The 12,084-nt window shown below is 78.7% G+C and carries 9 protein-coding genes; 6 read left to right on the forward strand and 3 right to left on the reverse strand.

Features of this window, described 5'->3' with window-relative positions; genetic code table 11:
• The first annotated feature begins 5 nt into the window (after nucleotides 1-5).
• Together SJY06_RS11025 and SJY06_RS11030 are read left to right on the forward strand one after the other, a co-directional pair.
• Entirely contained in the window at nucleotides 6-1,175 is a 1,170-nt protein-coding gene (locus tag SJY06_RS11025; RefSeq protein ID WP_380167486.1) for a lysylphosphatidylglycerol synthase domain-containing protein, read from the forward strand.
• Entirely contained in the window at nucleotides 1,172-2,143 is a 972-nt protein-coding gene (locus tag SJY06_RS11030) for a DNA-3-methyladenine glycosylase family protein (RefSeq protein WP_380167488.1), read from the forward strand. Before SJY06_RS11025 ends, SJY06_RS11030 begins: the two co-directional genes overlap by 4 nt.
• Before the next feature lie 9 nt (nucleotides 2,144-2,152).
• On the opposite strand, the gene SJY06_RS11035 is transcribed toward SJY06_RS11030, so the two are convergent.
• Together SJY06_RS11035 and cofD are read right to left on the reverse strand one after the other, a co-directional pair.
• Nucleotides 2,153-3,289 (reverse strand): coenzyme F420-0:L-glutamate ligase, encoded by a 1,137-nt coding sequence (locus SJY06_RS11035; RefSeq protein WP_380167490.1) that lies wholly within the window; start codon nucleotides 3,287-3,289, stop codon nucleotides 2,153-2,155.
• Nucleotides 3,286-4,332 (reverse strand): 2-phospho-L-lactate transferase, encoded by a 1,047-nt coding sequence (gene cofD / locus SJY06_RS11040; protein ID WP_380167492.1) that lies wholly within the window; start codon nucleotides 4,330-4,332, stop codon nucleotides 3,286-3,288. The genes SJY06_RS11035 and cofD overlap by 4 nt, the downstream gene beginning before the upstream one ends.
• 507 nt (nucleotides 4,333-4,839) lie before the next feature.
• On the opposite strand from cofD, the gene SJY06_RS11045 reads away from it, so the two are divergent.
• Entirely contained in the window at nucleotides 4,840-5,082 is a 243-nt protein-coding gene (locus SJY06_RS11045; protein ID WP_380169699.1) for a WhiB family transcriptional regulator, read from the forward strand.
• A gap of 46 nt (nucleotides 5,083-5,128) precedes the next feature.
• Entirely contained in the window at nucleotides 5,129-10,126 is a 4,998-nt protein-coding gene (locus SJY06_RS11050) for a DUF5719 family protein (RefSeq protein WP_380167494.1), read from the forward strand.
• Between the two features lie 38 nt (nucleotides 10,127-10,164).
• Here SJY06_RS11050 and SJY06_RS11055 read toward each other — a convergent pair whose 3' ends face one another.
• On the reverse strand, nucleotides 10,165-10,581 hold the full coding sequence (locus SJY06_RS11055) for a metallopeptidase family protein (RefSeq protein ID WP_380167496.1): 417 nt from the start codon (nucleotides 10,579-10,581) through the stop codon (nucleotides 10,165-10,167).
• A gap of 613 nt (nucleotides 10,582-11,194) precedes the next feature.
• Here SJY06_RS11055 and SJY06_RS11060 point away from each other — a divergent pair.
• Nucleotides 11,195-11,662: a DUF3499 domain-containing protein gene (locus SJY06_RS11060; protein ID WP_380167498.1), complete on the forward strand. Its 468-nt coding sequence runs from the start codon at nucleotides 11,195-11,197 to the stop codon at nucleotides 11,660-11,662.
• A 92-nt stretch (nucleotides 11,663-11,754) separates the two neighbouring features.
• Entirely contained in the window at nucleotides 11,755-12,060 is a 306-nt protein-coding gene (locus SJY06_RS11065; RefSeq protein ID WP_380167500.1) for a hypothetical protein, read from the forward strand.
• Nucleotides 12,061-12,084: the final 24 nt, after the last annotated feature.

The raw sequence follows: 12,084 nt of genomic DNA on the forward strand, positions 1-12,084 counted from the left end.
ACCGGGTGGGCCGAGCGCCGACCGCACGAGGCGCTTCGCTGGTCGAGCGCGGCCAGGCCCTGGTCCGCTCGCGCGGCTTCCGTTACGGGTTCCTGCTGCTGACCGTCGCGCTGGCGGCCCTCGCCCTCGCCCTGGACGGCGCCGAGTTCCTCGAGGGCGTGCGCCGGCTGGGCCCGGCCAGCCTGGTGCTCGCGCTGGTGTTCACCTCGGCCAACATCCTGCTGTCGGCGGCCGCCTGGCGCTCGGTCCTGGCCGACCTGGGCAGCCGGCTGTCGGTCCGGGCCACGGGGCACGTGTTCCTCGTCGGCCAGCTGGGCAAGTACCTGCCCGGCAGCCTGTGGCACGTCGTCGCCCAGGTCGAGCTCGCGGCCGACCAGGGCGTCTCGCGCCGGCGGTCCGCCTCGGCCACCGTGGTCCACGTCGTCATCGTGTTCGCCACGGCCCTGCTGCTCGGGGTGTCGGGGTTCGCCCTGGTGCCGGACCTGCTGCCCGGCGGCTACACGTGGCTGGCGCTGGGGGTGCTGCCGCTGCTGGTGCTGCTGTGGCCGCCCGTGCTCAACCGGGTGCTCGGGCGGGTGCTGGCGCTGGCCCGGCGGCCCTCGCTGGAGCACACCATCAGCTTCGCAGGGGCGTTCCGGACCACGGCCTGGGCGTTCGCGTCCTGGCTCGCCATCGGCGCCCAGACGCTCGTGCTGGTCTCGCGGGTCGGTGACATCGCGCTGTCGCCGCGGCTGGTCGTGCTGTCGGTGACGGCGTTCGCGCTCGCCTGGTGCGTCGGGTTCGTCACCTTCGTGAGCCCGGCCGGCGCGGGGGCCCGTGAGGCGGCGCTGGTGCTGATGCTCTCGGGGGTGATGTCTCCGGGCCGGGCCCTGCTGGTGGCCGTGGTGTCGCGCGTGCTGATGAGCGCGGCGGACCTGGGCCTGGCCGGGCTGGCCCTGCTGCTGGAACGGGGCCGGGTCCGTCGGCTGCGCGCCGCCCGCACGGACGGGACCGGCCCCGGTGCCGAACCGCCGGACGGGACGGCGCCGGACGGGACGGGGCCGGACGGGACGGGGCCGGACGGGACGGGGCCGGACGGGACGGGGCCGGACGGGACGGGGCCGGACGGGACGGGGCCGGACGGGACGGGGCCGGACGGGACGACGGGGGACGCCGCGGGGTCGGGCCGGCCGTGAGCGAGCGGGCGCGCACCTGGCGACCGGGACGGCCCGTCGACCTGCCGGGCACGCTCGGCACGCTGGTGCGGGGCCGGGGCGACCCCTGCCACCGCTGGGAGGGCCGGACCGGCCTCTGGCGGGCCACGCAGACCCCGGCCGGCCCGGGGCTGCTGCTGCTGCGCACCCGGGCCGCCGACGGCGAGGTCGACGCCCGCGCGTGGGGCCCGGGGGCCGACTGGCTGCTGGACGGGGTGCCCGAGCTGCTGGGCGGGCACGACGACGCGGACGGGACCGGCTGGGCCGGGTTCCGGCCCCGGCCGGAGCACCCCCTGCTGGTGGACGCCTGGCGGGCCCGGCCGGGTGTGCGCACCCCCCGCAGCCGGGCCGTGCTGGAGGCGCTGGTCGGCGCGGCCGTCGAGCAGGTCGTCACCGGCAAGGAGTCCCGGCGGTCGCTGCGTGACCTCGCCCTGCGGTTCGGCTCGCCCGCGCCCGGTGCGCCGGCCCAGGCGGGTGGGCCGGTCGAGGGGCTGCGCGTGCCGCCCACGCCGCAGCAGTGGCTGCGGGTGCCCAGCTGGGAGTGGCTGCGGGCGGGGGTCGAGGGCCGCCGCAGCGCCGTCGTGCTGCGGGCGGCCGGGGCCGCGGGCCGGCTGGAGGCGACGCTCGAGCGGGAGCCGGCACAGGTGGAGCCGCTGCTGCGGACCCTGCCCGGGGTGGGGCGCTGGAGCGCGGCGGAGGTGCGCCAGCGCGCCCACGGCGACCCGGACGCGTTCAGCTTCGACGACTACCACGTGGGCAAGAACGTGTCCTGGGCCCTGACCGGCGAGGTGCTCGACGAGGACGGCTGCGCCGAGGTCATCGCCTGCTACTCCGGTCACCGGTACCGGGTGCAGCGGCTGCTGGAGCTGGCGGGCGTCGCCCGACCGCGACGGGGCCCCCGGATGACCCTGCCGACGCACACGCCCTCGGCGACCTCCGGCCGGTCCTGAGCGCCCGGGTCAGACCGGGCGGACGACGAGCCTCACCTCGGGCGGGCGACCGTCGCGGCCGTCGCCACCGGCGTGGCCGTCGCGGCCGGGGTGACCGTGCTGTCCTTCGGGCAGCTGCTCCACCGTGGTCACCAGCCGCTCGGCCCGGGCGCAGACCGACACCCGCTCGGCCAGCCGGGCGGCGGCCACGACCGTGCCCGTGACCAGGACCCGGTCGCCGTCGGCCCGCAGCCCGACCGCGGCCAGGGCGGGCTCGTGCAGGCAGCCGCGCCGCACCACCTCCACCGCGCGGCGCAGCACGCCGACGGCGTCGTCCTCCGGCACGGCCGGCGCGGGCTCCACCCCGGGCGTGCCGGGCGGGCAGCCCAGCGCGGCACGGACCGACTCGACCGTGCCGGTCGCGAACCAGTCGGCGGCGTCGAAGCGGACCAGCGGGGCGGCCCCCGCACCGTGCTCCCGCATGACGAGGTCCCCGCAGCCGTGCACCAGGGCGGCCGGCACGCCGTCCGCCTTGCCCTTGACCAGCTCGGCCGCCCCGGCCAGCTCGTCGGCGACGGCGCGGACCGTGACCGACAGGGCCGCCCCGTCGGCGTCGACGCCGCCGCGCAGGTCGTCGGTCGGGCGCAGCCCGGCGCAGCCCAGGGCGAAGTCCGTCTGGCCCACGCGCCACGGCCGACCGGACGTGTCGGTCAGCAGCACCGCGGGGCTCGCGCCGCAGCGGGCGGCCACGGCCTCCCGCAGCCGGACGGCCTCGACGTCCGGGTCGTGCGGCAGCACCAGGACCCGGCCGTGCGCCTCGGGCCCGGTGTTGGAGGCGTCCACCCCGGCCGCGGCCATGACGGGCCCCGCGGCGGCCCGCACGATGCGGGTGACCCCGTTGGGGGTGCGTCGCTCGGCCACGACGGCGCGCGTCTCGGCCGCGACGGCCTCGTCGCGGTCCGGCCGCCACAACCCCATGGCCTTGGCCACCACCTTGCTGCTGACGACCAGGACGTCGTCGTCGACGGGTCCTCGGCCCGCCCGGCGGCAGGCGGCCACGAGCAGCCCCGCGAGGTCGTCCCCGGTCCGCACCTCGCCGAGGTCGTGCAGCGGGACGACCGTGACGGGACCGGAGCGACGCGGCGGCCGGGTCTGGCGCGCGCTCACGACCGACCCCGTGGCGGTGCGGCGGCGGGCTCCGACGCCAGGTCCAGCGCCAGGTCCAGCGCCGTCCCGGCCAGCCGGGCGGCCCCGGCCACGTCGCGCATCAGCAGGTCGGTGGCCACGACCCGAAGCCCGTCGGTCGTCGCCCCGTCGGTCGTCGCCCCGTCGGTCGTCGCCCCGTCGGTCGTCGACCCGTGCGCCCCGGGGGCGTCCACGTCGTCGACCAGCCAGCCGTCGAGCACGTCGGCCAGCAGCCCGGCGACCCCCGCGGCCGTGCAGGGGACGTCGAGGGCGGCCAGGCACTGCGCCGCCATGCCGCGCACGGTGCGCCCGCCGATCACCGGGCTGACCCCCACCACGGGGGCCCGCGTCCCGCGCAGCACGTCCCGGACCCCCGGGACCGACAGCACCGGGCCGAGCGACACCACCGGGTTGCTGGGCGGCAGCAGCACCACGTCCGCCTCGCGCAGCGCGTCCAGGACCCCGGGGGCGGGGCGGGCCCGGTCCAGGCCCACGAGCGGGAAGCCGTGCGCCGGCACCCCGGCCCGCATCCGGACCCACCACTCCTGCAGGTGCACCGCGCGCCGGTCGGGGTCCTCGACCAGGACGTGGGTCTCCACCGCCTGCTCGGTCATGGGCAGCAGCCGCACCCCGGGCTGCCAGCGCTGGCACAGCGCCTCGGTCACGGCGGCCAGGCCGTAGCCCGCCGCCAGCATCTGGGTGCGGACCAGGTGCGTGGCGATGTCGCGGTCGCCCAGGGTGAACCAGTCGGGGCCGACGCCGTAGCGGGCCAGCTCCTCGGCCACGGTGCCGGACTCGTCCCGCCGGCCCCAGCCCTGCTCCTCGTGCACGGCGTCGCCGAGGGTGTACATGACGGTGTCCAGGTCGGGGCACACGCGCAGGCCGTGCAGGGTGATGTCGTCACCGGTGTTGGCCACGACGGTCACCTCGTGGCGGGCGTCGGGGTCGCTGTCGTGCAGATGCCGCAGCAGGCCCCGCAGGAACCGGGCCCCGCCGACCCCGCCCGACAGGACGGCGATCCTCACGAGGTCGGCCCCCCGGGCCGGGGACCGTGGCAGGCAGTCGTCATGGAGGCATTGTGTCGTCTGGCGCGCCGTCGCGGAGCGCGTCGAGATGGGCACTATCCGTGACGAACCCGTCACGGATAGCACGGACCGGCTTGACTTCCGGCGGATGACACGCGTGTAATTTCACTGTCGTCGTTCTGTCCGGCTCGGTCCTCCGGCCGGCAGGACCCCGGCGGCCGGACGAGACACTGGGGCGAGGAGAACGTCATGGCACTGCCGCTGCACACCCGAACGACGGTCGAGGACCTGCCGGAGGACCTCCACCGTCGCACGCTGGACGACCTGGACGGTGCGCTGCGCGGGGCCGAGGGTCGCGCCACCCCGCCGGAGCTGGCGCCGCTGGACGACGAGCCCGACGAGGTCGACGACGAGCCCGACGGGCTGCTCGACGAGTCCTGGGGGGACCTGGCGGGGCTCGACCTGCCGCCGGGCGTGCTGGTCGAGGGCGGCGCCGTCGTCCTCCCGCTGCGGCCCGGCGGTCGCCCGCCGTCCCCGGACTGGAAGGACCGCGCCCTGTGCGCGGAGACCGACCCGGAGGCGTTCTTCCCGGAGAAGGGCGGCTCGACCCGCGAGGCCAAGCGGGTGTGCGTCTCCTGCGACGTCCGGGCCGAGTGCCTCGACTTCGCCCTCGGCAACGACGAGCGCTTCGGCATCTGGGGCGGCCTGTCCGAGCGGGAGCGCCGCCGGCTGAAGAAGCGCGTGGTCTGAGCGTGCCGTCCCGCCTCTGGGCGGTCGCGTCCGTCAGGCTCGGGGTGTGAGCGTCGACGTCGAGGCACCCACCGGCCCCGGAGCCCTGTCGGGCCCGGGGCCCCGTCCTGTCCGGGTGACGGCCGTGCTCGTGGTGCACGACGGCGCCGAGTGGCTGCCGCGCACCCTGGCCGCCCTGGCCGGGTCCCACCGCCGTCCCGACCTGGTGGTCGCCATCGACGCGGGGTCCACGGACCGCAGCGGCGTCCTGCTGGACACCGCGGTGGGTCCCACCCCCGGGCACGTGGTGGACGCGGTCGTGACCGGTGGGGCCCGGGCCGGCTTCGGGGAGTCCGTCGCGCACGGCCTGTCCGTGGCCGACGGCCTGGTCGCGGAGGCCGGTGGGGGCACCGGGACCGGACCCGACGGCACGCGGGCGCCCGAGGAGTGGGTGTGGCTGCTGCACGACGACAGCGCGCCGGAGCCCGAGGCCCTGGACGAGCTGCTCGCGGTGGTGCGGGCCTCGCCCACGCTGGCCGTGGCCGGCTGCAAGCAGCTGGAGTGGGACGACCGCAGCCGCCTGGTCGAGGTGGGCGCCACGGTGTCGCGTGGCGGTCGCCGGTTGACCGACGTCGCCGTCGGTGACATCGACCAGGGCCAGCACGACAGCCGTGGCGACGTCCTGCTGGTGTCCACCGCGGGCATGCTCGTGCGCCGCAGCGTCCTGGACCACGTGGGCGGCTTCGACGCGGCCATCCCGCTGGTGGGTGACGACGTCGACCTGTGCATGCGGGTCCGTCGGGCCGGGCACCGGGTGGCCGTCGTGCCGACCGCCGCGGTGCGTCACGTGGCGGCGCTGGAGCGGGGCCGCCGGCCGGCCGACGCCCTGCACGGGGTCCTCGCTCGGCGCGTCGGGCTGCGCCCGCCACGGGCGGGCGGTCGGGCCGGCGGGCTGGAGAGCGCCCGCCGCCGGCACTGGCTGCACGCCCGGCTGGTGCAGGCCCCGCTGCTGCTGCTGCCGCTGGTGTGGCTGTGGGTGCTGCTGGCCGCCCCGGCCCGGGCCGGCGTCTGGCTGCTGCGCGGCCGTCCCGGCCGGGCCTGGGCCGAGCTGGACGCCGCCGGCCGGCTGCTCGCCCGCGGCTGGCGGGTCACGTCCTCGCGCTGGCGCTCGCGCCGGGCGCGCGTGGTGCCGGCCTCGGCGCTGCGGCCGCTGCAGCGCTCGCGCGCGCAGATGCTGCGCGACGACCTCGACGCCTGGCGGGCCCGCCGCTCGCTGCGACGCGAGGACGACGCCGACGCCGAGTCCGGGGGCGTCCCGCTGGAGGCCGTGGAGTCCGGACCGGTCGACGAGGACCTCATCGACCTGGACCTGGGCGCCGGCGGCCCGGTTCGCCGGCTGCTGGGGCACCCGCTGACCTACCTCGTCCCGCTGCTGGCCCTGCTCGGCGCGGTGCCGGTGGTGCGGGAGCTGCTGCGCCCGGTGACGGTCGACGCCGCCGGGGCCGAGGTCACCGTGGCCGATCCCACCGCCGGGCTGAACGCGGCCGAGCTCGCGGCGCGCGCCCTGACCGGCTGGCGCGACGTCGGCCTCGGGGTCGTCGGCGTCGCGGACCCCGCCACCGCCGTGTGGGCGGGCCTGACCGCGCTCACGTCCGTGCTCACCCGGTTCGACCCGGGCCTGGCCACGCTGGGCGACGCCCGTTCCGCCGTCGTGCTGCTCGCCCCGCTGGCCGGGCTGGTGCTGGCCTACCCCGTGCTGCGTCGGCTGGTCCGGTCCCGCGCCGCGGCCGCGGCGGGGGCCACCGCCTGGGCCCTGCTGCCCGCCACGGGGCTGCTGGGGGCGCTGCACGCGGGCGACCTGGTCGTCCACGTCCTCCTCCCGGTGCTGCTGGCCGCACTGGCGGGGTGCCTGGGCCGTCGTCCCGTCCGCAGCGCGGCCGGGACCGGTCTGCTGTCCGCGGTCGTGGTGGCCCTGTCCCCGGCGACGTGGCCCGTGCTGGTGGTGGTCGCCGTCCTGCTGGGCGTCGTGGGCGGGGCCCGCAGCCTGGCGCCGTGGCGCGCCTGCCTGCCGCTGCTCGGGGTGGCGGCCCCGGCCCTGGTGTGGCTGCCCTGGCTGCCCTCGCTGCGCCGTGACCCGCGGGTGCTGCTGCTGGACCCGGCCGGGGTCGACCCGAGCGCGACGACGCTGCCCGCCCTGGGTGCCCTGCTGCGGCGGGCCGCCGATCCGACCGACCTGCTGGCCGGTCGGGTCCCGGTGCTGGCCGACCCGGTGCCGGTCGTGGCCCTCGGGCTGCTCGCGCTGCTCGTCGTGGCCGGCGTGGTCGCCCTGCTGCTCCTGGTCGCCTCCCTGGCCCGGGCCCGCGTGCCCGCGGCCTGGTGCGCCCTGGTCGTCGCGGCGGCGGCGGCCGTCACGGGGGTCGCCGCGGTGCTGGTCGAGCGGGCCACCGGGGCGCCCGCGTCCGTGCCCGCCTCGGCGGCCGTGCTGGCCCTGCTGGTCGTGGTCGGCCTGCTGGTGCGTGACCTGCACGACCCCGACCGGGCCGACCCGCGCCACGACGTCCGGGGCCGCCGGGTGCTGGCCGCCGGGACCCGGTTCGCCGGGCCGGTCGTCGCCGCCTCGCTGGTCGCCGCGTCGCTGGCCGTCGGGCTGCTCGTCGCCCCCGTCCAGGCGCCGGCCGGCCTGCCGGCCCCGGCCCTGGTCGGTGCCCAGTCGCCGCAGGCGACCCGGACGCTGCTGCTGGACGGGTCGGTGTCCGACCCCGAGTCGGTCGTGCGCTGGCAGGTCACCGCGGGGCAGCGCGGTCCGGGGCAGGCGTCGGTGGCCACCGACCTGGCCCGGCCCGACCAGCCCGTGCGGGCCGGGGAGCGACGCCTGGCCGACGCCGTGGCCTCGCTGCTGGGCGACGGTTCCGTCCCCGGGGACGAGGTGGCCGCCCGGCTGGCGCGCCTCGGCATCGGCTGGGTGGTCGTCGACGGCTCGGCCGACGTGGACACCGCGCTGGCCCAGCGGGCCGGGCTGGTGCGCACGTCGGTGGAGGACAGCCGGACCACCTGGCGGGTGGACAGCGCCGACGTCGGCGACGGCGTCGTGCCGGCCCGGGCGCGCCTGCTCGGCCCGGAGGGGGAGGAGCTCGGGCCGCTGGACCTGCGCGGTGCGCTGGGCAGCCGTCCGGCCGCGGCCTCGGACCCTGCGGTCGACCCCGCCACCGACCCTGCCATCGACCCTGCCACCGACCCGGCGACGGAGCCCGTCGATGCCGGGTCGCAGCAGGCGCCACCGGGCGTGGTCCGGGTGCCCGACGGCGGACCGGGGCGGTTGCTCGTGCTGGCCGACAACGCCCGCGCCGGCTGGAGCGCCACCGCGGCCGGCACCCAGCTCACCCCGACCGTGGTGAACGGCTGGGCGCAGGGCTTCCTGCTGCCCGCCGGTGCCTCGGACGTCGAGCTCACGGCTCCGATGTCGCCGCCGGCCACCACGACGGTGGCCGTCCTGGCCGTGCTGGCCCTGGCGCTGCTCCTGCTGTGGCCGGGCCGGCGGCCCAGCCGCCGGCTCGACGGGGGCCGACGGCCGGTCGTCCCGCCGCCGACGCGTTCCGCCCGGGTGCTGCGGCGCACGGCGAGGACCGCCGTCGCCGGGGTGGTGACCGTGGCGACCGTGGTCGTGCTGCTGGTCGCCGGCGGTGTGGGTGTGGGAGCCGGGCCGCTGCAGCTGGACCGCGACGTCCGGACCGTGCTGGCAGGTACCGCGCCCGGGACCGCGCTGGTGGACGACGCCGACGACCTGCTGACGTCGCTGCCGGTGCCGAGCGACCCGCTGGCCGTCTCGCCCGCGGTCACGCTGGCCTCGGCGGGCTCCGTGTCCAGCTGCGCCGCGCCCGGGGACGAGGACGCGGGCGCCCCCGCGGAGCCGGCCGCCGACGGCGGGGCCGCGGTGCGCGGCCTGACCGCCCGGGCGGTGGCCGAGGGCGACGGCCGTGGCCTGGGCCTGTCGGCGTGCCCCACCACGGCCACGTCGTCCTGGACGCTGCTGGGAGGCACCGGGGTCGGGCAGCAGGCCACGCTGCTGCTGGCCAACCCCGGCGAGACCGGTGCGGTGGTCGACGTGTCGGTGGGTGGGCCGGACGGTCCCGTCCAGACGCCATCGTCCACCGGGATCCTGGTCCCGCCGGGGGAGCGGACCGAGGTCCGCCTCGACGCGCTGGCCCCCGACCTGACGGCCGTGCTGGCCCGTGTGCAGGCCCGGCAGGGCAGCGTCGCCGTCACCGCCACCGACACCGCCCTGTCCGGCCTGGTGCCGCAGGGCGGGGACAGTCAGCCCGCCCAGGTCGTGCCGAGCACCGAGCTGGTCCTGCCGGGGGTGCTGGTGCCGCCCGACGGCGACGCGCGGCTGCTCGTCGGCGCGGTCGGTGACAGCCCGGCCGTGGTGCGGCTCCGGGCCGTGCCGGCCGGTGGTGGCGATCCCGTCGACGTGACGGCCGACGAGCTGCTCGTGGCCCCGGCCGGCGGGGTCGTCGAGGCGGACCTGTCCGGCCTGCCCGACGGCGGCTGGGCGGTCCACGTGTCCGCCGACGTGCCCGTCGTGGCCTCGGCGACGTGGACGCGGCAGCGGGACGGCGAGCCCGCCGAGGGCCTGACCGGGGTCCCGGTCGACCGTGCGTGGACCCAGGCCGTGCCGGCCGGTCCCGCGTGGACCAGCCCGGTTCGGCTGCCGCTGGCCGGCTTCGCCGAGGGCCCGCTGGCCTCCGCCGGCCTGGTGCTGAGCCTGCTGGCCGGGGACGACGAGACGGGGGAGGCCCGGCTGCAGCTGCTCGACGCCGAGGGTCAGGAGCTGAGCTCGGTGCCGGTGGAGCTCCCGGCCGACGGCCGCCCGGCCGCCGTCGACCTGACCGGCCTGCTGGAGCAGCCCGAGGCGGAGGGGGCCGACGCCCTCGTCGTCCGCTCGGCGACGGGCGTGCACATCGGGCTGCGGGCCACCGTCGCCGACGCCGACGGTCCGCTCACGGCGGGCACGACGGTGCCGGGGGCCCCGCCACCGGCCCTGACCGTCCGCCTGGTGCGCGACTGAAGCGAGGCGCCCCGGGACTTCGCGCCCGACCGGTCGGGTCAGTCGTCGGCGACGGAGGGGTCGATGTCCTCCGGCGACCGGGACAGCAGCGTGGCCACCTGCTCCACCACGACCTCGTGGACGAGCCGCGGCAGGTCCTCGTCGGCCCGTGCCTCGACCGGGCGCCGGTAGACGACGAGCCGCGCCCTGCGGTCGGCCTCGGCGGGGAAGACGCGGCCCAGCGGGGCGACGTCCTCCTCCCACGGTGACGGGTCGCTGGGCGGGACCAGCTCCACGGCCAGGTCGACCTGCGCCAGCGCCTCGCCCCAGCGGGGTTCCAGCCTCGCCACCGCCTCGAGGACGAGCGCGTCGAAGCGCTGCGACCTGGTCCGGGCCGCCGGCAGCGAGGCGGGCAGCAGCGGACCCCGCGGGCCGTGGCCCCGACGGTCACGGCGGCGCCCGCTGCCGGGCGTCACGCCCGCCCCGCCGGGGACGTCCTCGGGTCCTCACTCACGCGGGCCACGGTAGACCGACGAGCCTTGCCCGGCCCCGACGAGCACGGCCCGGCCCCGACGAGCACGGCCCGGCCCCGACGAGCCCGGCCCGGCCCCGACGAGCCCGGCCCAGCCCCGACGAGCCCGGCCCAGCCCCGACGGGCCCGGCCCAGCCCTCACCAGCCCGGCCCAGCCCCCACGGGCCCGGCCGACGACGGGCCCGGCCCCCCGTCACGGCTGGTCCGTGGCGCGCGGCGGCGTACCGACCAGCGACACGACACGCGGTCATGGCGGGCGAGACCGCGCATGGGGTCCTCCGGCGTCGCTGGTCGGTACGCCCGACGGCGCACGCCCGGCGCCCGACCGGCGTCCGCCCGACCGCCGTCCGCCCGACCGGCGTCCGCCCGACCGGCGTCCGCCCGACCGCCGTCCGCCCGACCGCCGTCCGCCCGACCGGCGGGCGACCGGCGGCGGGCGACCGGCGGCGGGCACGCCACCGCGGCGCCGCCTGTCGGCCCCTGACGGCCACGGCGTGCTCGCCGCCGTCGGCACGCCGCCGCCGCCCGTGGCGCCGGCCGGGGCTACGGTTGGCCCCGTGAGATCCGGACGACGCTGCTCCCGCTCCGGCTGCGGTGAGGACTCGGTGGCCACGCTCACCTACGTCTACTCGGACTCCACGGCCGTGCTGGGGCCGCTGGCCACGTACGCCGAGCCGCACTCCTACGACCTGTGCGAGCGCCACGCCGCCCGGCTCACGGCGCCACGGGGGTGGGAGGTCGTGCGCTTGGCCGTCGACGACCACGGCCCGGCCGGGCCGAGCGACGACGACCTGCTCGCCCTGGTCGAGGCCGTGCGCGAGGCGGCGCGTCCCCGTCCCGACCAGCGCGGCCGGGCGGCTGCGGTGCCCGGCGGGCCGGACGTCGACGACACCGGTCCGGACGGACGGGGCGAGGGAGCCGGCCGAACCGGTCGGCACGCCGGCCCGGGGCGCGAGCTGGGGCGCCGGGGGCACCTGAGGGTGCTCGGACCCACCGACGGGGCGCCTCCGACGGAAGGCCCCTGACCAGCGCTTTCCTCGCGACACGCCGATGGGCTCAAGGATTTCGGGCCTACGGCCGACACCTGGTGCAGCCCAGCAGCCACCGAGGAGTCCCCATGAACGCCACCGCCACCGCCACCAGCCGCACCGCCCGCCCCGCCGCCGGCGCCGTCGTCCCGCGCCAGCGTCGCCCCCGGGCCGACGAGCACCTGCCCCTGGGCTCGCTCACCCAGCGCGAGAACCGCGCCTCCGGGGGCTGCGTGTCCTGCGGCAGCACCCGGCTCACCCGGCTCACCATGAGCCTGGCCGACGGGGCCAGCGTCGACTTCGTCGCCTGCCACCACTGCGAGCACCGTCGCTGGGAAGAGGCCGGCGTGGACGTGCCCGTCGCCGACGTCCTCACCCGGACCGCGAAGCGCTGATCCGAGCGGCCGCACCCCTACTGT

The organism is Jannaschia sp. R86511 (assembly GCF_042466345.1).
GTDB lineage: Bacteria > Actinomycetota > Actinomycetes > Actinomycetales > JBBAYJ01 > Aquipuribacter.

Coding starts and splice junctions, on each gene's coding strand:
- SJY06_RS11065 (WP_380167500.1), top strand. CDS start 11,755: ATGAACGCCACCGCCACCGCCACCAGCCGCACCGCCCGCCCCGCCGCC.